25 protein-coding genes are annotated in these 21,709 nt (G+C 59.1%); 14 read left to right on the top strand and 11 right to left on the bottom strand.

Features of this window, described 5'->3' with window-relative positions; all coding sequences use genetic code 11:
* Positions 1–15 precede the first annotated feature (15 nt).
* From HYZ49_01705 to HYZ49_01655, 11 genes are all read left to right on the top strand, one after another.
* Entirely contained in the window at positions 16–345 is a 330-nt protein-coding gene (locus HYZ49_01705; protein ID MBI3240993.1) for a hypothetical protein, read from the top strand.
* A gap of 65 nt (positions 346–410) precedes the next feature.
* Entirely contained in the window at positions 411–605 is a 195-nt protein-coding gene (locus HYZ49_01700; protein MBI3240992.1) for a hypothetical protein, read from the top strand.
* A 7-nt stretch (positions 606–612) separates the two neighbouring features.
* On the top strand, positions 613–1,359 hold the full coding sequence (locus HYZ49_01695; GenBank protein ID MBI3240991.1) for an rRNA pseudouridine synthase: 747 nt from the start codon (positions 613–615) through the stop codon (positions 1,357–1,359).
* A 43-nt stretch (positions 1,360–1,402) separates the two neighbouring features.
* Positions 1,403–2,107: a (d)CMP kinase gene (locus tag HYZ49_01690; protein MBI3240990.1), complete on the top strand. Its 705-nt coding sequence runs from the start codon at positions 1,403–1,405 to the stop codon at positions 2,105–2,107.
* A 33-nt stretch (positions 2,108–2,140) separates the two neighbouring features.
* On the top strand, positions 2,141–2,800 hold the full coding sequence (locus tag HYZ49_01685) for a 1-acyl-sn-glycerol-3-phosphate acyltransferase (protein MBI3240989.1): 660 nt from the start codon (positions 2,141–2,143) through the stop codon (positions 2,798–2,800).
* Positions 2,797–3,432: a 1-acyl-sn-glycerol-3-phosphate acyltransferase gene (locus HYZ49_01680; GenBank protein MBI3240988.1), complete on the top strand. Its 636-nt coding sequence runs from the start codon at positions 2,797–2,799 to the stop codon at positions 3,430–3,432. The genes HYZ49_01685 and HYZ49_01680 overlap by 4 nt, the downstream gene beginning before the upstream one ends.
* Positions 3,429–4,163: a 1-acyl-sn-glycerol-3-phosphate acyltransferase gene (locus tag HYZ49_01675; GenBank protein MBI3240987.1), complete on the top strand. Its 735-nt coding sequence runs from the start codon at positions 3,429–3,431 to the stop codon at positions 4,161–4,163. The genes HYZ49_01680 and HYZ49_01675 overlap by 4 nt, the downstream gene beginning before the upstream one ends.
* Entirely contained in the window at positions 4,160–5,590 is a 1,431-nt protein-coding gene (locus HYZ49_01670) for a DUF512 domain-containing protein (protein MBI3240986.1), read from the top strand. The genes HYZ49_01675 and HYZ49_01670 overlap by 4 nt, the downstream gene beginning before the upstream one ends.
* Positions 5,587–6,789: an LCP family protein gene (locus HYZ49_01665; protein MBI3240985.1), complete on the top strand. Its 1,203-nt coding sequence runs from the start codon at positions 5,587–5,589 to the stop codon at positions 6,787–6,789. Before HYZ49_01670 ends, HYZ49_01665 begins: the two co-directional genes overlap by 4 nt.
* Before the next feature lie 88 nt (positions 6,790–6,877).
* On the top strand, positions 6,878–7,867 hold the full coding sequence (locus tag HYZ49_01660; GenBank protein ID MBI3240984.1) for an epimerase: 990 nt from the start codon (positions 6,878–6,880) through the stop codon (positions 7,865–7,867).
* The gene (locus HYZ49_01655; protein MBI3240983.1) at positions 7,864–8,595 is read left to right on the top strand and encodes a hypothetical protein; all 732 of its coding nucleotides are present in this window, start codon (positions 7,864–7,866) and stop codon (positions 8,593–8,595) included. The genes HYZ49_01660 and HYZ49_01655 overlap by 4 nt, the downstream gene beginning before the upstream one ends.
* Here HYZ49_01655 and HYZ49_01650 read toward each other — a convergent pair.
* The 3 genes from HYZ49_01650 to HYZ49_01640 form a co-directional block, all read right to left on the bottom strand.
* Entirely contained in the window at positions 8,585–9,391 is an 807-nt protein-coding gene (locus HYZ49_01650) for an isopentenyl phosphate kinase family protein (protein MBI3240982.1), read from the bottom strand. The two genes, HYZ49_01655 and HYZ49_01650, sit on opposite strands and share 11 nt — an antisense overlap.
* Before the next feature lie 78 nt (positions 9,392–9,469).
* A complete protein-coding gene (gene mvk, locus HYZ49_01645; protein ID MBI3240981.1) occupies positions 9,470–10,390 on the bottom strand; it encodes a mevalonate kinase in 921 nt (306 codons plus the stop codon).
* Positions 10,390–11,265 (bottom strand): decaprenyl-phosphate phosphoribosyltransferase, encoded by an 876-nt coding sequence (locus HYZ49_01640; protein MBI3240980.1) that lies wholly within the window; start codon positions 11,263–11,265, stop codon positions 10,390–10,392. Before HYZ49_01640 ends, mvk begins: the two co-directional genes overlap by 1 nt.
* 21 nt (positions 11,266–11,286) lie before the next feature.
* Here HYZ49_01640 and HYZ49_01635 point away from each other — a divergent pair, with 21 nt between their 5' ends.
* Together HYZ49_01635 and HYZ49_01630 are read left to right on the top strand one after the other, a co-directional pair.
* Positions 11,287–12,063 carry a TlyA family RNA methyltransferase gene (locus tag HYZ49_01635; protein ID MBI3240979.1) on the top strand — a complete coding sequence of 259 codons (777 nt, stop codon included), beginning with the start codon at positions 11,287–11,289 and terminating at the stop codon, positions 12,061–12,063.
* A complete protein-coding gene (locus HYZ49_01630; protein MBI3240978.1) occupies positions 12,039–12,917 on the top strand; it encodes an endonuclease/exonuclease/phosphatase family protein in 879 nt (292 codons plus the stop codon). Before HYZ49_01635 ends, HYZ49_01630 begins: the two co-directional genes overlap by 25 nt.
* Here HYZ49_01630 and HYZ49_01625 read toward each other — a convergent pair.
* From HYZ49_01625 to HYZ49_01595, 7 genes are all read right to left on the bottom strand, one after another.
* Positions 12,895–13,542, bottom strand: coding sequence for a methyltransferase domain-containing protein (locus HYZ49_01625; GenBank protein MBI3240977.1), 648 nt, complete (start codon positions 13,540–13,542; stop codon positions 12,895–12,897). The genes HYZ49_01630 and HYZ49_01625 overlap by 23 nt on opposite strands.
* Before the next feature lie 81 nt (positions 13,543–13,623).
* On the bottom strand, positions 13,624–14,217 hold the full coding sequence (locus tag HYZ49_01620; GenBank protein ID MBI3240976.1) for a VTT domain-containing protein: 594 nt from the start codon (positions 14,215–14,217) through the stop codon (positions 13,624–13,626).
* A gap of 246 nt (positions 14,218–14,463) precedes the next feature.
* Positions 14,464–14,691 carry an ABC transporter permease subunit gene (locus HYZ49_01615; GenBank protein ID MBI3240975.1) on the bottom strand — a complete coding sequence of 76 codons (228 nt, stop codon included), beginning with the start codon at positions 14,689–14,691 and terminating at the stop codon, positions 14,464–14,466.
* Between the two features lie 18 nt (positions 14,692–14,709).
* On the bottom strand, positions 14,710–15,402 hold the full coding sequence (locus tag HYZ49_01610; protein ID MBI3240974.1) for an amino acid racemase: 693 nt from the start codon (positions 15,400–15,402) through the stop codon (positions 14,710–14,712).
* Between the two features lie 390 nt (positions 15,403–15,792).
* Positions 15,793–16,332 (bottom strand): zf-HC2 domain-containing protein, encoded by a 540-nt coding sequence (locus tag HYZ49_01605; protein ID MBI3240973.1) that lies wholly within the window; start codon positions 16,330–16,332, stop codon positions 15,793–15,795.
* Between the two features lies 1 nt (position 16,333).
* The gene (locus HYZ49_01600; GenBank protein MBI3240972.1) at positions 16,334–16,903 is read right to left on the bottom strand and encodes an RNA polymerase sigma factor; all 570 of its coding nucleotides are present in this window, start codon (positions 16,901–16,903) and stop codon (positions 16,334–16,336) included.
* Between the two features lie 91 nt (positions 16,904–16,994).
* Positions 16,995–19,331, bottom strand: coding sequence for a GAF domain-containing protein (locus tag HYZ49_01595; protein MBI3240971.1), 2,337 nt, complete (start codon positions 19,329–19,331; stop codon positions 16,995–16,997).
* 399 nt (positions 19,332–19,730) lie between these two features.
* Between HYZ49_01595 and HYZ49_01590 the strand changes: the two genes are divergently transcribed.
* The gene (locus HYZ49_01590) at positions 19,731–20,609 is read left to right on the top strand and encodes an amidinotransferase (GenBank protein MBI3240970.1); all 879 of its coding nucleotides are present in this window, start codon (positions 19,731–19,733) and stop codon (positions 20,607–20,609) included.
* A gap of 79 nt (positions 20,610–20,688) precedes the next feature.
* Here HYZ49_01590 and HYZ49_01585 read toward each other — a convergent pair whose 3' ends face one another.
* Positions 20,689–21,549, bottom strand: coding sequence for a hypothetical protein (locus tag HYZ49_01585; protein ID MBI3240969.1), 861 nt, complete (start codon positions 21,547–21,549; stop codon positions 20,689–20,691).
* Between the last annotated feature and the right edge of the window lie 160 nt (positions 21,550–21,709).

Raw genomic sequence — 21,709 nt, 5'->3', positions numbered from 1 at the left:
CGCCAGAGGTGCGATATGACAGAGATTGAACTAAAAGTCAACAAGTTAGCCAAACAGGTTCGCCAGACTCAGAAAGAAGTTCAGAAACTCCGTTGGCTATTCTCGCCTAATCGTTTTATCAAATCAGATCAGATTAAACCGGGCACATTCACTTCAGAGCGGGCACGAATTAGAGCCGCTATGGTTGCGGCTGGCCTAGTGCGCGAGCCAACCCAATTAGAATTGCAGGCTGCTGAACGCTGGGAAAAATGGTCAAAGAAAGAGCAACAAAGAATACGCGCCGCATTGCGCGCAATTAAGCTGGACAAGCCCGTTTCTGAAATCATTATCGAGAATCGTCGCTGACCAATGGCTGAGTATTTCTTTGATGCCAGCGTCCTCGTTAAATATTATTTTGCGGAGCCTGGCAGATGCATGCCGCAAATCTCACTCAGCAATACCCGCTCAAGGCTTATGATGCTATACAACTCGCCATCGGGCTGGCTGTGAACAAGGTGTGCCAATCTCAGGCAGTCCAGCTAGCTTTTGTTTCATCTGACCGGCAACTGCTTGCCGCCGCCCGCGCTGAAGGGCTTGTTGTAGAAGACCCTCACGATCATCTTTAATTTCCACATGCCAACTGAACGCCTGCAAAAAATTCTCGCCGCCGCCGGCTTCGGCTCGCGCCGCGCCTGCGAAGACATCATCGCCGCCGGGCGGGTGCGCGTCAACGGTAAACGGGCCGTGGTCGGCGACAAGGCCGACCTGACCGTAGACAAAGTCACACTCGACGGCGACCCGGTTGCCGCCGAAACGCTCACCTACATTGTCGTCAACAAACCGCGCGGGGCCGTTTCCTCGCTCCGCGCTCAGGGCGACCGCGACACCGTGCGCGACCTGGTTCCGGTTCCGGGGCGGTTGTATCCGGTGGGCCGCCTCGACGCGATGAGCGAAGGCCTGGTTCTGCTCACCAACGACGGCGACCTGACCAACCGCCTCACTCACCCGCGCTACGGCCACGAAAAAGAATACCGGGTGCTTGTCATCGGCCGTCTCGATCAACAGGCCCTGCAAGTCTGGCGGCGCGGCGTGGTCATCCAGGACGAGGAAGGCAACTCGGAACGCACCGGCCCGGCCAAAGTGGACGTTGACTCAGCCGAAGGCGACGGAACCTGGTTGCGGGTGATCATGCGCGAGGGCAAGAAGCATCAAATCCGGCGCGTGGGCGAGACGTTGGGCCTGCGCGTGGCCCGCATCGTTCGCATTCGCCTCGGCACGTTGCGCCTCGGCACACTCCGGCCCGGCCAGTGGCGGCACCTCACCGCCTCCGAAGTCCGCCTGCTCTTTACCGCCACCGGCGCAAAACGCCAGCTTCGCTAATCTCTAATCCTCTAATCTCCAACCCCCAACTCCCAACTCCCTCATGCCCGCCTCTATCATCGCCCTCGACGGCCCGGCCTCATCCGGCAAATCCACAGTCGGCTCACTGCTGGCCGGGCGTCTCAACTACCTCTTCTTCGACAGCGGCGTGATGTACCGGGCGGTGACTCTGGCTGCCCTTGAGCGCCATATTTCGATCTCCGACGAAGCCGTCGTAAACAGTTTGGCCGCCTCGCTCAAGATTGACGTTCTGCCACCCCTGTTCAACGATGGCCGCCAGTGCACGGTGTTGGCCGATGGTGACGACGTCACCTGGCCCATCCGCGCCTCCGAAGTGGACGCCAATGTGTCGCAGGTGTCGGCCTACCCGAAGGTGCGGGAAATTCTCACCGCCGAGATGCGGTCAATCGCCAAACGAGGCCGGGTGGTCATGGTCGGTCGCGACATTGGCACAGTCGTCCTGTCTGACGCTGATCTCAAAATCTACCTCGACGCTTCGCCGGAAGAGCGCGCCCGCCGCCGCCACGCCGAGAATGAAGCGCGCGGCGTCGAAAAGCCATACGATGAAATTCTGGCCGCCATCCGTGAGCGTGACCGATTTGACTCCAGCCGTGAACATGCGCCCCTCAAAGCCGCGCCCGACGCCAACATTGTGGACACGACGGGGTTGAGCGTGGGGCAGGTTGTCTCTGCACTGCTGGCTCTTGTGAAGTCCGTCAACCGTCAACCGTCAAACGACAAAGTATGACGTTTGTCGTTTGTTATTTGTCGTTTGTTGTTCATGCCTTTCTCCCAGCCTGCCTCCGTCCGCCTCTTTCGCGCCCTGGCCCGGCCACTGGCCCAGGCGATTTACCGCCTGGGTTGCCGCCTCACCCTGACCGGTTTCGAAAACGTGCCGCCGCCCGGCGCTTACATCATTGCCATGAATCATCTGGCGAGTTACGATCCGCCGTTGTTGATGGCCTTCTGGCCTCACCCGCCCGAGGCGCTGGGCGCGGCCAACATGATGGAGACTTTCTTCGCCGGCCACATCATGCGCGCCTACGGCTCGATCCCGGTGCATCGTGGTGAGTATGATCGAGCGGTGCTGGAAAAGGCGCTCGACGTTCTCAGGTCGGGCCGCCCGTTTGTGATTGCGCCCGAGGGCGGGCGCACCCGCCAGGCCGGGATGCGCGAGGCCAAACCCGGCATTGCTTATCTGGCGCTCAAAGCGGATGTTCCTATCGTGCCGGTTGGCATCACCGGCACTGAAAATTTGATCCCAAATTGGAAAGCATTTCGCCGCCCGGCCCTGAGCATGATCATCGGCCAGCCGTTTCGTCTGCCAGCCGGGCCGCTGACGCGGGAGAATCGCCACCAGCGCCTGGCTGAATACACTACGCTGATCATGCGCCGCATCGCCGAATTGTTGCCGCCGGAATATCGCGGTGTTTACAAGTGACTCGCGACGTCCTTCGCAGGCTAGCCCGCCTGGCCTCCAGCAGCTTGCTTCGCCTGGCTGTTCGCGGCCTGGAAAATGTGCCGCACGAGGGCGGCCTCCTGCTGGCGATGAATCACCTCGGCGACGCCGACCCGATCCTGGTCATCGGCTTTGCGCCGCGCGAGGTGGAAGTGATCGGCAAGGCCGAAATTCTGCGCTGGCCGATCTTCGGCTCCCTCGCTCGTGACTACGGCATGATTCCGGTGCGGCGCGGCCAGCCCGACCGCGAGACGTTGAACATGGCCCTCGACGTTCTCAAGTCGGGCAAAGCTCTGCTAATCGCGCCGGAAGGGCGCGAGAGTCGGTCACACACGTTAGAGACGGCTAAGGGCGGGGCCGCATTTCTGGCGCTTCACAGCCGCGTTCCCATCGTTCCCATCGCCATCACCGGCACTGAAAATAGAAAAGTTTATTCAGCGTGGATGCGGCTGAAGCGGCCCTGTGTTACACTAACCTTCGGCCAGCCTTTCACCCTGCCGCCAAACATTCGTCGCCAGGACGCCGCCGATCTGATCATGCGTCGCATCTCCGAGTTGCTGCCGCCGGAGTATCGGGGGGTGTATGGAAGTCAGAGTGTGGAGTTAGAGCAATGACCGAGAACGTCGCAATCCAAAATCAAAAATCTAAAATCAAAAATCGAGAATATGTCCACGCGAAACACGAGCCGGTGCGTCGCGTTCTGCGCTGGCTGATCACCAACATCGGCTTTCGCTGGCTGGCGAAGCTTGACCGGATCGAAGGGCTGGAGAACTTGCCGCCGGCCGGCCCGGCCATTCTCATGATCAACCACATCGCTTTCATTGACCCGATTGTGGTGCTGGGCAACCTGCCACGCAACATTGTGCCGATGGCGAAAATCGAAGTCTACAATTACCCGGTCTGGGGCATCTTCCCGCGTTTGTGGGCAGTGATCCCGGTGCGGCGCGGCGAGGCCGACCGCGAAGCCTTGATGCAGGCTCTGACAGTATTGAAGGCGGGCGAGATCATTTTGGTGGCTCCGCAAGGCACGCGCCAGCCCGCCCTCAGCCAGGCCAAAGAAGGCATTGCCTACCTTGCCCACAAGTCCGGCGCGCCGATCATTCCGGTGGCGATTGAGGGCACGAAAGGGTTTCCGACGATCAGCAAGAAGCGTTGGTCTGAACCCGGCGGCGTCGTGACTCTGGGGAAGCCTTTCCGCTTCAAACCGATCACGGGTCGCCTGCCCCGCGAAGCGTTGCGCCAGATGACCGACGAGGCCATGTATCGCCTGGCCGCCATGTTGCCTGATCACCGGCGCGGGATTTATAGCGATCTGTCGAAGGCTACAAGTGAGTACATCGAGTGACGGCCACTAACCAATTACCAATAACTAATTACAAATACTCCGGCCTCATTCAGAAAGTCGAACCCGCCTCCCTCGCCGCCGACCTCGGCCTGCGCCCCGGCGACGAAGTACTGGCCGTCAACGGCCACCCCGTCGAAGACGTGATTGACGTGCAGTTCTACGCCGCCGAAGACCAAGTCGAAATCGTCTACCGGCGGGATGATACGCAATACGCAATACGCAACACGCGAAAAATAGAACAGCCACTTGGAATTGAATTCACCCACCCCACCTTCGACATAGACATCCGCCGGTGCAACAACCTGTGCCCGTTCTGCTTCGTCCTGCAAACCGCGCCGCGCATGAGGCGCACCCTTTACATCAAAGACGACGACTACCGCTACTCGTTTCTCTACGGCCACTTCGTCACCCTCACCAACCTGAGTGAGCACGACTGGGCGCGACTCGAAGAGCAACGCCTCTCGCCGCTGTACGTCTCGGTACACGCCACCAACCTGGAAGTTCGCCGAGCCTGCCTGGCCAACAAAACCGCGCCCGACGTGATGGCACAACTGCGCTGGCTGGGTGAGCGTGGCATCGTCTGTCACACCCAGCTCGTGGTCACGCCCGGCCTCAACGACGGCTCGATCCTCGAGCAGTCGCTTCGTGAGTTAGGCAAACTTTATCCAACGGTTCAATCTGTCAGCGTAGCGCCGGTCGGCCTCACCAAACATCACAAGTACGGCCACCGACCGAACACTGTTGCTGAGTGTAACGATGTGCTGGACGCTGTTGAAAAATGGCAGGCGCGCTTTCTCAAAAAGTTTGGCGCGCATTTCGTTCACGCCACCGACGAGTGGTATCTGGTCACTGGCCGCCCACTGCCGCCAATTAAAAATCTCGACGGGCTGGCGCTCGAAGAGAACGGGCTGGGGCAGGTGAGGGGGTTTTTGAATGCGTGGCGGCGGGAGAAAAGAGAGTTGAAATCCCAAATCCCAAATCCCAAAATCCAAAATGGGATGAGGGCGACGCTGGTAAGCGGCGCATTGTTTGCGCCGGTGCTGACGAAGTCGGCCAGGGAGTTCGACCAAATTGCGGGAACGACGTTGGCGGTGTCCCCGGTGATCAATGACCGGCTGGGCGAGACGATCACCGTAGCCGGGCTGTTGATGGGCAAGGATGTCATCAACCAACTCAGCGATCGCGATCTCGGCGAGTTTGTCGTCCTGCCGCGAGTCATGTTCGATCATCCGCAGGGCATCAGCCTCGATGACGTGTCGCCGCTCGACATCGCCCGCGCCCTGAACCGGCCCGTCTTTCTGGCCGACTTGATGGGCGACGTGATTGACGCTTTCACCGGCCACAACACGCTGGTCTTCAAGCCCGGCGATTCGATTCCGCTTGAGGTGATGCGTAACGGCGGCTGGGCGGTCGAAAAATATTTATGAAGTTCTCGAAGCGAGTCAAACCGCGAACGATTGGCCCGTTCGCCGTTCTGGCTGTCACCTTGTTGATCGGCGCCGGCATTTTCTGCGTCACCCTGGGCCTGCTCTGGGTCACGCGCTCGGCGCGGGCGAACACGCCCGTCCTCACCGCATCAATTTCCACTTACACGGCGGCCCCACCCACGGCCACCGTCACGCCGCTCTCGGTGGGCGACGTTCTCACCGTCGTCCCGGTCAGCGTGACTCCGATCCTGACCGACCCGCGCCCGCCGACCAACACCCCGACCCCGGTTCTGCGCCCGACCGGTTACTACGCCGCGCCCGCCAACCCGACCCCGATCCCGACTCCCGTTTTGCCTGAAGCCGCGCCATTTCCCGAGGCGTGCGACGGGCCGGGGCGGATGAATATTTTGGTGATCGGCATGGATGGCCGTTCGGCCAATTACGACCGGGCCGCGCGGGCTGATGCCCTGGCCGTCGTCGGCGTAAACTTTGGCGACCGCACGGCGCAAATTCTTTCGATCCCGCGCGACCTGTGGGTGCAGATTCCCGAATACAACGGCAACGCCTTGCACGAGAATCGAATCAACACCGCCTACGCCCTCGGCCAGCAATACAGTTACCCTGGCGGCGGCCCGGCCTTTCAGGCGTTGGCCCTCTCGCAAAACTTTGGCCTGCGGATTGATCGCACGGTGGTTTTGAACTTTTCGACGTTCGAGCAGGCCGTGGATGCGATTGGCGGGGTTGATATTGAAGTGTCGCGAGCGATCCGTGACGAGAAATACCCCGACGATTTCGGGGGAACTTTGGTTCTGGAGATTCCCGCCGGGCTGGTTCACATGGATGGCCGCACGGCGTTGATGTACGCCCGCACCCGCCACCAGGATAGCGACTTTGGCCGGATGCGCCGCCAGCAACAGGCGCTGATGGCGATCCGCGATAAACTGCTGACGCCGGAGACGATTGTGGCCCTGCCGGCGCTGGCGCAGCTGGTGTACAACTCGGTGCGGACGGATTTGACGCTGGACGAGGTGGGCTTGCTGGGTTGTGCCGGGCCGCAGATTCCGGGCGAGTCGATCACGCGGTTGGTGATGGATTTGTCAATGGTCGAAGCCTTCACCACCGACTCCGGCGCGCAGGTGTTGAGGCCGAAGATGGATGTGATCCTGCCTCTGCTGGAGGCGTTTAGCACGGGGCAGTAATGCAGTGAACAGTTAGCAGTGGACAGTGAATAGTCGTTACTATTCACTGTCCACTGTTCACTAACCACGATTGAGGTGAGTGACAGCTATGAAACTCCTCATCCTCGGCGGCACGGTCTTTCTAGGCCGTCACACCGCCGAAGCGGCGCTGGCGCGCGGGCACGAAGTGACGCTGTTCAATCGCGGCCAGCATAGCCCTGAGTTGTTCCCTGATGTTGAAAAGTTGCGCGGGGATCGCAACGGCGACTTGTCAGCCTTGCGTGGGCGCAAATGGGATGCCGTCGTGGACACCTGTGGCTACGTGCCGCGCACCGTTCGTGCGTCGGCGGAACTGTTGGCCCAGGCGGTCGAGCGTTACGTCTTCATCTCCAGCATCTCGGTTTACCGCGAGTTGGATAAAGCGCCAGGGCTGGACGAAGACTCGCCGGTAGGCAAGCTGGAAGATGAGACAGTTGAAGAGATCACCGGCGAAACTTATGGGCCGCTCAAGGCGCTGTGCGAACAGGCGGCTGAAGCGGCCTTGCCGGGCCGGGCACTCAACATTCGCCCTGGCCTGATCGTGGGGCCGCACGACCCAAGCGACCGCTTCACCTACTGGCCGGTTCGCATTGCACGTGGCGGCGATGTGCTGGCCCCCGACGGCCCAGACTGGCACACACAAGTGATTGACGCGCGCGATTTGGCGGAGTGGACGATCCGCATGGTTGAAGCCAAAATGACGGGTGTATTCAACGCCACCGGGCCGGACTACCCGTTGACGTTTGGTAAGGTGCTGGACGAGTGCAAAGCGGTAAGCGGCAGTGACGCGCGATTTGTGTGGGTGGGTGGCAAGTTTTTACTGGAGGCCGGTGTTCAGCCCTGGAGCGAACTACCGCTGTGGCTGGGCGGCGGCGACATGACGGTGAGCGTGAGCAAGGCCATCGCCGCCGGCCTGGCATTCCGCCCGCTGGCCGACACCATTCGCGACACGCTGGCCTGGGAGGCGGCGAGGCCCTCAGACCGCGCGCCGCGGGCGGGAATGAAGAGGGAGAGGGAGGAAGAGGTGTTGAGGAAGTGGGAGAAGGGAGTTCGGAAATGACTCATGAGCCAGTAGATATCACTGAATATATCTCCGTAAGGGTGCGCACTTATTTTTCAAAGCAACATATTCAGTCAGCCCAACTATTTGCGAGATTGGCCGCCGAAATTGAGCAATCTTATGATGGCCAGGCCTTTCAAAAGTTGTATGTAGAACATAGAGCGTATGTAACTGGCTCTATCTTTGCAGCAGTCTCATTTCTTGAAGCTACCATCAATGAATTGTTCTCAGATACGCTCGACGACCAAACTAATGGCATAAAGCTCGTAAAGGAAATGGATCCTGATACATCAACACTCTTGGCTAACATGTGGCAATTCTCCGAGCAGTTTAATACCTTGGATAAATTCCAAATAGTCCTGCTCTTGGCAAGAAAGACACACTTTGATAAAGGGATGCGTTTATACCAAGATGTCAAAGATCTTATTGGGTTGCGTAATGCATTGATTCACTATAAGCCTGAGTGGGTTTGGGCTGAGCCAGGTCGCTTGACACCAGAGCAAAATCCGCCAGCACATAAAATGGAGAAGAAACTAAAAGCAAAGAAATTCCAACACAATCCTTTGGCGGCTAAAAAAGCCCCGTACTTTCCAGATAAGTGTTTATCATATGGATGTGCAAAGTGGGCGGTAGCCTCAAGCTTTAGGTTTGCTGACGAATTCTTCAAAAGAATGGAATTGTCTTCAAGACTCGATGATATCCGATCTGAAATAATAGTTAAGCCTTGATAATCGTTCCAACCCCTCCCTCTCCTAACAACGCCTTCTTCACCACCCCCGCCTCCACGCCCGAAAAAATGCAAATGCTCAGCCCTGGCATCGCTTGCGCCTGGGCCAGCATCTCCAGCACTTTGCTCTCCATGCCGCCGGTCACGTCGGCGGCGTGTGAGCCGCGCAGGGCGGGGCGCAGGCTCTCGATGTTTTGCGGCGTGATGAGCGGGATCACTTCGCCGTCGGGCCAGCTTGTCAGCACGCCGCGCTCGATTCCGGCCAGCAAGATTTCCGAAGGGGCAGGGCGCAGGCGTGTCGCCAGAAAGCGAAACTCGTCTTCGGTGGAGATGATGGTGCCGCCGCGAGCTTCGTCCACCGCCACGTCGCCGTAAACCACTGGAACAAGGCCGCCATCCAAAGCACGTTGGATCGGGGCGGCCGCCATTTCGACGATAGCTCCATCACGGCAAACGACCGAGGCTGAGGGTTGAGCGTTGATGGCCGGGATGCCCGCCGCGCGCAGAGCATCCAGCACGTGCCGGTTGAGCTTGGCGGCCACGTGGGCCACGTTGGCGAAGGCGCGCCACTGCTCAGGCGTTCGCACGCCCTGCCGTGTGCCGTGCTTTTTGGCCTCAGCGTGGCCGAACGAGCCGGAGCCGTGGCCGATGACGAGTCGCAAGTCGGGGCGGGTTGCGAGGGCGGTTGCGATCTCGTCGGCCAGCCGGGCCAGCACCTTGGGTAGCACGGTTTGTTCGCGGCTTTTGTCGGTGATGAGCGAGCCGCCGAGTTTGAGGAAGTAAAGCTGGTTCAACATTTTTTCACCGCGAAGGCGCGAAGGGCGCGAAGAAAAACTTTTCTTTATTCTTCTTTGTGTTCTTTGCGTCTTTGCGGTTCATTCTACTTGAGTCGTAATGACTCGCCTGGCTCCGGCAGAAAGCAAGGCGTCGCGTACTCGCGCTTCAGCAGTCTCGGAGACGAGCGCAATCATGTTGCCGCCGCGCCCGCCGCCGGAGAGTTTTGCGCCTAACGCGCCCCCGCGCATGGCGGCCTCTACGAGCGAATCAAGTTCGGGGCAGGAGACGCCCATCTCACGCAAGAGGGCGTGGTTGTCCATCATCAGCGAGCCAAGTCCATCCGGCTGGCCGCTTTCGATGAGCGTTCGCGCCTGGCGGGCAATCTCGCCGCAACGGTCGAAGAGCGATTCGTATTTGGCCGGGTCGGCCTGCCAGGCGGCGCGCACGTCGCCCACCGCGATCCTGGTTGGGCTGTGGATGCCGGTGTCGGCGATGGCGAGGCGGAAGGGAACGGGGACGTTGAAGGTTTCGATGGGCTGACTACGTACAAAGTACACCGGCTTACCAAACGCAATCACCGTGTTGTCAATGCCAGACGGCGTGCCGTGATGAAGCTTCTCGACTTCGTAGACGAGCGACGAAATTGTGGCCGCGTCGAGGTCGCGCTTGTAGAAGGCGGCCAGGGCGCGGGCGATGGCGGTGGATACCGCCGCGCCACTGCCGAGGCCTCCGGCGATGGGGATGGTGGATTGGATGATCAAAGTCGCCCCGGCGGTGGCGGTTTCACCGAAGACAGTCAGGGTCTTGCGAATGATCGCGGCGATTGGATCGTCGTCGGGCAGTTCGCTGAGTCGGGCCGTCCGATTTTGATCGCGAGCTTCAATGACAAAGTCGCCGCCGCTTTCGGTGATGGTCGCTTGCGCCGAAACCTGGGTGACGGGCGCGGCGATGGCCGGGCGGCCATAGACGACGGCGTGCTCGCCGAAGAGGATGATTTTGCCGGGCGCGGTGGCGGTGATCATTGCCCGAGATACAGCACCCCAACCGCGAACAAGCCCCACAGCACGAACGTCAGCATCAGCGGGCGGTCTTTGAAGACCAGTTCGTCAGGCGCGCCGCCTTCGTGCCGGACGTGGATGAGGTAGAGATAGCGAAAGATGCCATACAGCACAAACGGAATGGTGAGCATCATGGCGTGGTTCCGGGGCAGGTTCTCGGCTGAGAAGGTGTAGAACGAGTAGGCCACGATAGTGCTGGTAGAGACGGCGCTGATCAGTTGATCAATAAATTCAAGGTTGTAGTTAGCCAGCACGGCGCGGTGCTCGTTGGCTTGCGCTTCGAGCAGGGTGATCTCGCGGCGGCGCTTGCCCAGCACCATGAACAGCGCCAGCAGAGACATGCAAATGTAGAGCCAGGGCGAGAAGCGCACCACGTCCACCAAGATAACGCCCGCGCCGACGCGGATGACGAAGCCGGCGGCCACCAACAGCACGTCGAGGATGACGATGTTCTTGAGCCAGAAGGTGTAAAGAAGATTGATGACGAGGTAGAGAAGCACCAGCCCGCCAAATTCAATGTTGAGGCCGAATGAGCCGCCGAGGGCAAAGGCTAAAAAAACAGCGGCGGCGATGATAGCGGTCCTTTTGGAGAGCGTGCCGGCTGCCAGCGGGCGGTGCTTCTTCCTGGGATGCAGCCGGTCTTTTTCGATGTCGCCCAGGTCGTTGATGATGTACACTGCGCTGGCGATCAAACAGAGCAGGCCGAAGGCAATCAGCGCGCGAGTGAAATAAAACGGGTTGAAGAGTTTGACATCAAACACCAACGCCGCAAACACTACGGCGTTCTTGGCCCACTGGCGCGGACGCATGGTTTTCAGCAAAGGCGGAAGAGTCATGCGGCGTATTATAATCGCCCCGTGGCTAATAAAAAAACCAGGCTGGATGCATTGTTGGTTGAGCGCGGTTTGGTGGACTCGCGGGAAAAAGGCCGCCGCTTGATCATGGCCGGTGAGGTGACGGTGAACGGCCAGTTGGCCGACAAGCCTGGTTCCCTGGTGGCAACCGACTCTGTAGTGGAAATCAAGACTCCGCCCCGATTCGTGAGTCGCGGGGGCGAGAAGCTGGCGGCGGCGCTGGAGTCGTTTGGGTTGAGGGTGAGTGGCTGGGTTTGCGCCGACGTGGGGGCGTCCACCGGCGGCTTCACCGATTGCCTTTTGCAAAACGGGGCGGCCAGAGTTTATGCCATTGACGTTGGCGCAGGCATCCTCGACTGGCGCTTGCGCAACGACCCGCGCGTGATCGTCATGGAAGAGACGAACGCCCGCTACGTGGAGCAATTGCCTGAGCCGATCCGGCTGGTGACGATTGATGCGTCGTTCATCTCGCTGAAAATTTTATTGCCGGTCGCGCAAAAATGGCTTGGGCCTGAGGGTGAAATTGTGGCGCTGATCAAACCGCAGTTTGAGGCGGGTCGAAGTCGTGTAGGCAAAGGCGGCGTGGTGCGCGATCCTGAAGTTCATCGCGAAGTGTTACTAGCCACATTGATATTTGCCGAGTCACTCGGGCTGAACACTGCGGGCCTGATTCGTTCGCCACTGCTCGGTCCGGCGGGCAACGTGGAGTTTCTGGCGCGGTGGGTGCAGGGAGAAAAGAACAAGGCGGTTGAAGAATGGGTGGCCGGCGTGATCAGGTAAGGGCCAAGCACTCGGAGCAGAGATTTTGGCGAACTGCGAGCGCCTTTTCCGAGTGCTTCGCCCCTACAGTGTCGTATGTTTACAACGCCCTCATCGTAATTTGGTTTGGGCTGTGGCTCACTGTTCGTGATGGCTGGTGGTGGCTGACCGTCATCAACCGCTTCGTTCCCCATCTCTTCGCGCCGATTCTTGTCATTCTGCCGTTGGCCTTGTTCAGCCGCCGACACCGGGCCATTGCCGCCTCACTGATTCCACCGTTGGTGTTTGGCGCGCTGTACTGGCCTTATTTCGGCCCACACCTGGCCCAGCCTGATCAAACCCCTTCTTTGCGAGTGATGACTTACAACGTGCTCTTTAGCAACACGGATTATGAGGCTGTTGCGACCGTGATTTTGACCCATCGGCCTGACCTGGTTGCTTTGCAGGAAATCCAGCCGGAGATGATGGGCGCGTTGGTCGAGCGGTTGGGTGAAACCTATCCGTATTCATTGATGGGCGGCGAGCATCCTTATGGAACTACAGCCGTCTTCAGCCGCTATCCTTTGCTTGACTCGTATGTGCTTGACCTGAAGGCGGATCGCCCGGCGGCGGCGGTAAAAGTTAGCGTGGCCGGCGAAGAAGTCACGTTCATCGCGGCGCACTTGCTGGCCTACGGTTTGAGGTGGGGGTCCCTGGCCGAGATGCCAGACATCATCAACTTGAGGGTGTTTGAGCAGGAGCGTCAGGCGCAGTTGTTAGTTGAAGAGGTGGAGCGGCTGGACGGCACAGTGATCCTGGCTTGCGAGATTCGAGATCAGGGCGGGTCGGATCATTCGCCAGTGCTGACGGCATTTACGTGGCACGTTCAAAAATGACAATCTGCCAGGGCCTCGAGAATTTTTGTTGAACCGGCTTGAGGCCGGACTCGGCGGCCACGCTCAAAATTGCTTCGGGTGAATGCACGAAGAAGCGAAAGTTGGAGCGGGTAAGCCATAGGCCGACGTTGCCCAGTTTTTCAAAGAGGCGCATGTACCACGCGTCGCACGGGAAGGTGAGGGCCAGCAGGCGGTTGGCGTGTTGCGAAGCGGTAGTCACCAGGCGGGGCATGTCGGGGTAGCAACAGACGACCCGGTGCAGGATTACCACGTCGGCGGCGGGAACGGAGTCGGCCTCACGGGCAAAGTCGGCCAGCCGGTGTTCCACCCGATCCTGCAACCCCAATTTTTCAGCCACCGACTGGGCGGCGGAGATGTAAGCTGATGAAATGTCCACGTTGGTGGCGCGCTCTGCGCCGCGCTTGAGCAGTTCGGCGTGCAGGCCGCCGATGCCGCCGCCCACTTCGAGCAAGGTGGCCCCGGCCACTCCCCGCGCGCCGACGGCGTCCACCACCACCCGGGCGTGTTTGTCAATTCCTTTCTTCCAATATTCCTTGACCTCGTTGCGGGCGTTCTGCTCGTCGAAGATGGTGTTCAAGCCTCTGGTATGTGCGCAGCAATCCATGTCCTTCTCCTTCAATCGCCAATCAAACTAAAGATGCGGGCGAGCCAGACCCGGCCTGATCGAATTATAAACGAAACCCTTTTATGATATTGTTTCTTCAGTCCGGGTTCGCTGGCGCGCAAGATACCAACCGGCGAGAATGATAAACAGCAAGCCGCCGCCCAGCGCCAGCCATTGCAACCCCTGTTCAAGTTGTCGAAGTTGCGCGCCGAAATAGAATCCGGCCAGCACCAGACCGCCCGTCCAAATGGTTTCGGCGACGAGAAGAACGCCGAGCCAGCGCCGCCACGGCACACGCGCCAGCCCGGCAGCAATGAGCATGGGCACCATGAAGCCCAGGGTGAGTTTAGCGGTAAACAAGATTCGGCTGACGTGAGTGTGCATGTCGCGCTCCCAACGCTTCACCTGTTCGGGCCGGATGCCCAGCCAGCGCCCGTGATGAATGACCCACTCCGTTTTGCCCAAATAGCCCAGCAAGTACCACATCAGGTCGGCCATTGCATTGCCGGTGGCGGCGAAGACGAAGACCAATAGAGGGTTAAGGTAGCCCGCCGAGGCGGCCACGGCGGCGACCAACGTTGCAATCGGCCCTTCGATGGCGACAAGCACCAGCAACAACACATACGCCCAGTTTGTGAGCGGGTGGGAATTGAGCAACGATAAAGAATCTGGCATGGCTTTTGGTTTGACAAAGGGGGAATGCGAAAGTTTCGTGATTGTTCAAGGGAGCGATTTGATTCTGTTCGTCCACCATTTTACTTTAGAAAAAATTGGTCTCCCGACTTTAACGGGAAATGGGACACGGACGCTTGGCGCGCAGATTTTGTTTTTTATCAGCGAAAATCAGCGCGCAAAGCGTCCGTGTCCTAAAACTTTTTTCTGGTTGACGAGCCAGAACCTTTCATGAAGCTCTAATCATTCTCACGGCGTTTTCAATCTCGGATCGAGCGCATCGCGCAAGCTGTCGCCGATGAAGTTGAAGGCCAGCGAGCAAAGCAGGATGGGCGTGTCAGGCACGAGCGGCAACCAGGGCCGGTCGAACATGAACTGCTGAGTCCCGGCCAGCATGCTGCCCCAGGTGGGGATCGGGTCTTGAATGCCAAAGCCCAGGAACGACAAGGCGGCTTCCCCGACGATGAAGCCGGCCATGTTCAAGGAGGTAATTGATCACGGCTCTCTCCACTTTTCAACAGTGGCTTGCGCCAGACGCTCGGTTGCATCAACCAGAGTCAGGCCGGTTGGAATGTCCTTGCTGACGATGTTCAGGTCGGTGCAGGCCAGCAGAATAGTATCCACGCCCGACGCTTCGACTTCTGATAGCAAGCCGCGCCAGGCCTGCTGAAGCCTCTCCAGCGCCAGCGACGATTTGATGCCCCCGATCAGCGTATCCATTTGAACCTGCCAGCTTTCGTTCGTCACCGGCCTCAGCCCGGCGCGCTCAAGGCCGTTCTGATAAACGTTGGCGTTGGCGGTGGGCCGGGTGGCGAACAAGGCTACCTTCCGGGCCGACGGCGGCACGGCGCGAAGCGCCAGGTCAACCATATTGAGAAGCGGCGCGCGGAGGCTGGCGGCCAGTTCGTCAAAATAAATATGCGCCGTGTTGCAGGGCATGGCAATGAATTCAACCCCGGTGGACTCCAGCTTGAGCAACCCGGCGATGATGGCTCGTTTGAGGGCGTTGTGATCAATGGGCCGATCCACGTAGAACGGAGTCGGCAGGGAGTAGATCATCATGGGCGGGAAGTCGTCGTCGTGCTTTGCCCCGTACTGGGTCTGACACTGGGTGATGACGCTATCCACAAATGGGGCCGTGGAACGCGGCCCCATGCCGGCCAGAATGCCGATGAGTTTTTGAGTCATGCCTACACTCCGCTAAAGAAAGTTCCCCGGACAGGGCGCCAGGCCGGCAACTCCCCGAAGATGCTTCGCAGACCTTCGGGAAGTTGCGCCGGGTTGTTTTGGCTGCGGCTGGGTGTGGCCGTTGTCGGCAAATTCGATGTTCTGAATCTGATCGCAGGTGATGAAGGAGGTGGCCCCAGACTCGCGGTCGCGATCAATCTTGAAGCGGGGTGTGTAATGTCCCGCCTGTAGCTCGCGTCAGGCGCAAGGCGTGATGAACTGGAAGGCGAGACATTCTTCTCCTGCCCGTCGTCAGATGCGAGCCTGAGGTTGTAGTAGCTCTGGTCTTGTTTTAGCCAGGCCTGCCCGCTGGGGGTGCCACGCAAGCGTCAGCGGGCGAGGCGCAACAGGCTACTGAAGAATTGGCGCGTTCGTGGTGCGGTCAATAAAACCAGGCCCGGGCCACTCTTCTTCAGAACTCATGTTACTTGGGATTAGCTGTGAACCGTCCGACTCCATCTCAAACGTCGGCAAGCTACTTTCGTAGCGAGAATTGGCGGCGCTGTTGATGTTGGCGGTATTGCCGGTGGTGTTGTTCAGGCTAAACATCTGGCTTTGAAGCAGGCCGACCACAAACACGCCCACCACTACCAACGTTCCCACGCGGGCAAAAGCATGGGCAAAGCTAAAGAACAGTTTGCGCTGAAACTCTCGCCGGGCCGCCGCCAGCACCCGGCTCGACATGTCGGCCAGCGAACGGCGGGTGTGCCAGCGCGCCCGCCAGGCCCGGTAGAGCGCCCGGTGCACCCAGTTGAACTCGGCGGCATAGTTGCGGCATTTCGGGCAAGCGTCCATGTGCGCCCGGAGCGCGGCCCGGCCTTCGGCGTTCAGCCCGCCATCGGTGGCAGTCTGCAAAAGATGGTGAGCCTGATCGTGAGACAACTCAGTCATCTTACTCCGCCTCCTGCAACTCAAAATCAATGCTCCGCTTCAACATCATCCGTAATCTCTCGCGAGCTGTATACAACCGCGAATGAACCGTTCCCTCATTGATGCCCAACAACTGGGCAATCTCGGCAATTGAAAAATCGTTGTAATACCTCAGGACGATGGGCAGGCGGTGCTTCTCGTCCAGCCTGTTGACGGCTTGCAGAACGGCCGCGTCGGCTTCGTTCTTGATGGCGGTTTCTTCCGGGTGGGCCGCCGTCTCACCCTTGAGGCGGAAGATGGCGTGAAGCGCCTGGATCAACCGCTCGCGGCTTCCGCGCTTGCGCAGTCGCGCCCGGCACACGTTCAACGTAATGGCGTAAAGCCAGGTGGTGAACGCCGACTCGCCACGATAACTGTCGAGGGCGTTGATGGCCGCCACCAGCGAGTCCTGAGAGGCCTCGTCGGCTTCCGCCGGGTCGTCTAAAACGGAAAGGGCAAGCCGGTACACCGCCTGTTGATGGGCGCGCACAAACATCTCGACCGCAAGCGCATCGCCGGCCTGATAATCCTGCAACAGTTGAAGTGTATCCAATTGAGCCACTCTACTCTATTAGATGTCGCTTGTCTGGAAAATCTTCACCCGCTTTTGCCCGAAACCCCCGCCGTTTTTGGCGAGAGCGGCTTCAGGTGTCCTCAACTCGGGCCGGGAGGCGGACGGTGAAGGTAGACCCGGCCCCCAGCGCGCTCTCTACCACAATTTCTCCGCCCATCATTTTGCAGAAGCGCTGGCTGATGGCCAGGCCCAGGCCGGTGCCCCCGTAGCGGCGGGTGGTGGAAGTGTCGGCCTGGGTGAAAGGCTGAAAGAGCCGGCCTAACTGTTCCGGCGTGATCCCAATGCCGGAATCGGCGATGATGAAGGTGAACCAGTCGTCGCGCCGCTCAATCGAAAAATCAACCGCGGCTCCGGCGGCGAATTTGGCGGCGTTGGTGAGGATGTTGATCAGCGACTGCCGCACTTTGGTGATGTCGGCAAACATCAGGCCGAGATCGTCGGGCTGGCGTACGCTTAGAACCACGTTGCTCTTTTGGGCCAACGGCTCAACCGTGGCCACTACGTCTTCGATCAGGTGCGCCACTTCAAATTCTTCCAGATACAAATCCATCCGCCCGGCTTCGATCTTGGAGATGTCGAGGACGTCGTTGATCAGACCCAGCAAATGTTTGCCGGAGTTGCGAATCTTTTGCAGGTCGGCAATGAGTTGCTCGGCCTCCATCTCTGGCGCTTCCTCGGCGAGCATTTCGCTGTAGCCGATGATGGCGTTGAGGGGCGTGCGAAGCTCGTGGCTCATGTTGGCCAAAAACGCCGACTTGGCCCGGTTGGCGTCCTCGGCGGCTTCTTTGGCTTTGAGCAGTTCGGCCTGGGCGCGCTGGCGTTCGACAAGTGCGGCCTGCGTTTGCTCCAGCAGGCGGGCGTTGGCAATGGCGCTGGCAATTTGCCCGGCAATGGTTTCGGCCAGCGTTACTTCATCAGGCGTGAACTTGCGGTTGGGGTCGGTGGTAACAATGCCGGCGGTGCCCATCACCAGGCCGCCGGTGACAAGCGGCACGACCATGAGCGAGTGGATGTTGAGGGTTCGCATGGTGTCGTGGATCGGAGCCGTCTTCGGGTTGTGTTGGGCGTCGGCCACCACAAAGGTTTTGCCGGTGTTGATGGCCTGCTCGGCAGAGGGATTGCCGACGACGGGAATGTTGACGCCGACTGTGCTGGGGAAGTCGGGCGTTGCCGAGTGAGAGGCGATCACCATCAGTTGAGTTTGATGATCGTCGAGCAGGGCGATGCCGCAGTTGGTGGCTTTGAAGAGTTCGACCATTTCGCGGGCGGTGGTTTGCAAACGCGATTCGACGTCAAAGACTGAAGTGATTTGGGCCACGATGCGGTTGAGGGCGGCCAGTTCTTTGCTGCGTTTGAGGATCTCGCGCTCGCTCAATTTGTGAGCGGTGATGTCGTGCAGGACGACCAGGCGGCCCATGTGACTGCCGCGACCGGCGACCAGGGAGATACGCATTTCGTAGGTGCGTTGCGCCTCGCCGCTTCCTAGCGTAATCTCGCTCTGGCCTTCCATGACGTCCCGATAATTTTCCATCAGATCAGAACGGCTGGTAAGGATGTTTGCCGCTTGCCGGCCAATGACGTCTCCGGTCGGGCGGTTGAGGAGGTGTTGGGCCGCCGGGTTCAAGTCCACCACCCGGTTCCGCGCGTCCAGCACAAACACGGCATCGGCCATGCTCTGGAGGACAGCCTCGCGAGCGATAGGCACGATGTCCAACATGCGGTAGCGAAAGATGGCGAAGGCAAAAGCCACACCGCTGAGGGTGAAGGCGATGGGAGTGAGATCGAGAAAGGGGACCGGCCCCAGCTTGAAAACGTACATGACGCTGGCCACCCAGGGCACGAACGCGCCACTGATGAGAAGGACGGCCCGCTGCCGGTAAACCTGCGGCGAGCGAATGATGTCCACGATGAACAGCGTGGTGCCGACGAGGACGAGGGCGTAGTTGTAAGCGACCACGCTCCAAAACCAGAGGCCGTTGTCGAGGTCAACAGACGGGACGAAAGGGCGGGCCAGGTCAACGCCTTTGAAACTCCACATGAGATGGTGAGCATCGTTCGTCCAAATGATGATCCAGGTGAGAACGGGGTGGATGAAAAGCAGGGCCAGATTGCGGCGGCTGAGCCAGGTTTCGCGGTCGGTGTAGTGGATGGCGAACGCCAACCAGCCTACAGGAACCGTGACCACGCCGAAGTAGAGGGCCTTGATCAAAAGTAGCTGAGTCGGAATGTCGGGTGTGATCAGCAAGAGGCCGTTGAAACCGGCCCAGACCAGAATGGCGGCCATGAAGAAGGCGAAGGGTTTGGCGGCGCTTGCCGCCCGTCGCCGCCAGGCAACGACAATGAGGCCGGCGGCGACAAGGGCCGACACAAATGAGGGAATGGCGTAGGGGTTGTACTGCCAGTTCACAGCTTCAGATTGTAAGCCAATTTGGGAGATGATGCTATTTGCTTGAATCGTGGCGGGGGCGCAAAGCTTAGACCCCAGCCTGACCCTCTCAACGAAAAGACGCCGGTGAAGAGGGATCGCTTTGTTCAATAAACCTTATCGGGAATAACATAGCGCGGCTTCAAGCCGCAACCAAAAGGTTTTAGGACGCAGATTCACGCAGATGAACGCAGATTTTGTTTTTATCAGCGAAAATCAGCGCGCAGAGCGTCTGCGTCCCAAAACTTTTTTTCACGTTAAATCTGGTAGAGCCTTTTTTCTTTGTGGAACGCGGTTGCCCGAAGGGGCCCGCGAGGACGCGGGCTATGAGCTTATTTCCGATAAGGTCTAATTTATAATGTGGCCCGGAGGAACTTTCAGATGACATCATACGGTTGCCAGTCCAACGTCGGCGAAATCAAAGGCGTCCTGCTCAAGCGCCCGCAGGAGGCTTATATCAGTCAGGCGAGTGTCTCGGCCCAGTGGCGCGAACTGAATTATTTTGGCGAGCCAGACTTTCACGTGGCCGCCGCCCAGCACGAGCAGTTGGTGACATTGTTGAGCCGGGTCGGGGCCGAGATCACGTATCTGCCAACAAACGACGGCGTCACCTTAGATTCGGTGTACGTTCACGATCCGGTCATCGTCTCCAACCGGGGCGCAGTCTTGTGCAACATGGGCAAGGTTGCGCGTCGAAACGAGCCGGAGGCGGCGGGCAAATTCTTTGAGCAGATCGGCGTGCCGATTTTGGGCCGCGTCACCGGCGAGGGTTTGCTGGAGGGCGGCGATGTCATCTGGGTTGACGAGCGGACGGTGGCGGTGGGCGAGGGCTACCGCACCAACGCCGAAGGCATTCGGCAACTGCGGACTCTGCTGGGCGATCTGGTGGATGAGGTGATTGCCGTGCCACTGCCGCACTGGACAGGGCCGGCTGATTGTTTGCATTTGATGTCGAACATCAGCCCGATTGATCACGATTTGGCCGTCGTGTATTCCCGGCTCCTTCCGGTTCCGTTTCGCCAATGGCTGATCAAGCGTGGCGTTAAATTGGTGGAAGTGCCGGATGAAGAATACGACTCGATGGCCTGCAACGTGCTGGCCGTCGCCCCGCGCAAGGCGATCATGATCGCCGGCAACCCGATTACCCGGGCGCGGCTGGAGGCCGAGGGAGTTGAAGTGTGGACTTACGACGGAAGCGACATTTCCATCAAAGGCGCGGGCGGGCCGACATGCTTGACGAGGCCGTTTTGGCGGGGCTAGAGCAAATTCCTGATGCGGTTTCTGTAGAGCGATTTGCCAAATCGCCCTACATTTTTGAATTCCAAGACAGGCGCTAAAGTTATCGCTTCGCCGGAAAGGCGAAATTCGATAATTTGTAGAGGGAAGGCCGGATGGGCGCTGTGGCGTGGAAGGGGCGCGCCCCGGTTAGCGGCAGGACTTTGATTTCGAGCGGGTCTTCCACCTCGTTCTGGTAAACCGTCTCCGGGATCGGCAAAAAAGTGTTCCTCAGCGGCTTCCAGAACTGAATGGAGGCCAGCGGCAAGTTGCACCGGATGATGTTGGAAGGTCTGAGGTGAGTCGGCGGCGGTGATTTGACTCGTTCCAGCTTTGAGAACAGGGAACGTTTGACGTACTCAACCTGAAGATAGTCCACCAGAGCCAGGTAGAAGTCGTAAGCGTGCTTCTTGTAACCTCTGGCTAGAACGATCCTGGCCCCTTCAGGAAATTCTTTTGGATCCACCGTAAATTCCCACTCAATTGTATCTTCCTGCCGCGCGGTCTGCGAGCGTTGAACCTTGAAGCTCCGGCTGAACGTTTCGCTCAGGCGGCCCTGGGCTTTGGCGGCCACCTCGCCGGCAATTTTCCCCAGCGCCTCCGAGCCAAGCCCCAGCGAGAGCGCCGACGTAAACTCGGCCAGCGCTTCTTCTTCGAGCAAAGACTGCCGGAGGGCTTCCGTGAGGTTGACGGTGGTGTGTTCAACCTTGATGGTTCGCGTCTTCTTCTGCTCCAGACCTTTGACCGACGTGTAAGCGTCAACGATCTCGCCCATCTTCACCGGCTCGCTCAACTGGCGCTCACGAATCACAAAATGGCATCGAACAGCATAGTGCGACTCGTTGGAAGCCCCAATGCGTTTCCAGCCGCTTTCTTTTTTAAGCGCCTGGTTGGACGGGATGGTGATGTAAGCCGTGTCGTTCATTTAAAGTTTATTATCGTTGCTTTTGATCAGGTGGCGAATGGGAATTATGTTTGTGATGAAGAGCGGGCGCAATTAGAAAACTGTGAGAGCGCAAATATTTTCTCTGCGCGTCTCGCAGGGTTCACTCTCATCCAATGCTCATGCCGGCTGTTGCTCCGGC

It is taken from the genome of Chloroflexota bacterium, from assembly GCA_016197225.1.
Taxonomy (GTDB): domain Bacteria; phylum Chloroflexota; class Anaerolineae; order Anaerolineales; family VGOW01; genus VGOW01.
Note: the sequence above shows the minus strand (reverse complement) of the source record. Positions and strands in the feature narration are given on the sequence as shown.

Coding starts and splice junctions, on each gene's coding strand:
- HYZ49_01705 (MBI3240993.1), top strand. CDS start 16: ATGACAGAGATTGAACTAAAAGTCAACAAGTTAGCCAAACAGGTTCGC.
- HYZ49_01700 (MBI3240992.1), top strand. CDS start 411: ATGCATGCCGCAAATCTCACTCAGCAATACCCGCTCAAGGCTTATGAT.
- HYZ49_01695 (MBI3240991.1), top strand. CDS start 613: ATGCCAACTGAACGCCTGCAAAAAATTCTCGCCGCCGCCGGCTTCGGC.
- HYZ49_01690 (MBI3240990.1), top strand. CDS start 1,403: ATGCCCGCCTCTATCATCGCCCTCGACGGCCCGGCCTCATCCGGCAAA.
- HYZ49_01685 (MBI3240989.1), top strand. CDS start 2,141: ATGCCTTTCTCCCAGCCTGCCTCCGTCCGCCTCTTTCGCGCCCTGGCC.
- HYZ49_01675 (MBI3240987.1), top strand. CDS start 3,429: ATGACCGAGAACGTCGCAATCCAAAATCAAAAATCTAAAATCAAAAAT.
- HYZ49_01665 (MBI3240985.1), top strand. CDS start 5,587: ATGAAGTTCTCGAAGCGAGTCAAACCGCGAACGATTGGCCCGTTCGCC.
- HYZ49_01660 (MBI3240984.1), top strand. CDS start 6,878: ATGAAACTCCTCATCCTCGGCGGCACGGTCTTTCTAGGCCGTCACACC.
- HYZ49_01655 (MBI3240983.1), top strand. CDS start 7,864: ATGACTCATGAGCCAGTAGATATCACTGAATATATCTCCGTAAGGGTG.
- HYZ49_01650 (MBI3240982.1), bottom strand. CDS start 9,391: ATGTTGAACCAGCTTTACTTCCTCAAACTCGGCGGCTCGCTCATCACC.
- HYZ49_01640 (MBI3240980.1), bottom strand. CDS start 11,265: ATGACTCTTCCGCCTTTGCTGAAAACCATGCGTCCGCGCCAGTGGGCC.
- HYZ49_01630 (MBI3240978.1), top strand. CDS start 12,039: ATGGGTGGCCGGCGTGATCAGGTAAGGGCCAAGCACTCGGAGCAGAGA.
- HYZ49_01625 (MBI3240977.1), bottom strand. CDS start 13,542: ATGGATTGCTGCGCACATACCAGAGGCTTGAACACCATCTTCGACGAG.
- HYZ49_01620 (MBI3240976.1), bottom strand. CDS start 14,217: ATGCCAGATTCTTTATCGTTGCTCAATTCCCACCCGCTCACAAACTGG.
- HYZ49_01615 (MBI3240975.1), bottom strand. CDS start 14,691: ATGGCCGGCTTCATCGTCGGGGAAGCCGCCTTGTCGTTCCTGGGCTTT.
- HYZ49_01610 (MBI3240974.1), bottom strand. CDS start 15,402: ATGACTCAAAAACTCATCGGCATTCTGGCCGGCATGGGGCCGCGTTCC.
- HYZ49_01605 (MBI3240973.1), bottom strand. CDS start 16,332: ATGACTGAGTTGTCTCACGATCAGGCTCACCATCTTTTGCAGACTGCC.
- HYZ49_01590 (MBI3240970.1), top strand. CDS start 19,731: ATGACATCATACGGTTGCCAGTCCAACGTCGGCGAAATCAAAGGCGTC.
- HYZ49_01585 (MBI3240969.1), bottom strand. CDS start 21,549: ATGAACGACACGGCTTACATCACCATCCCGTCCAACCAGGCGCTTAAA.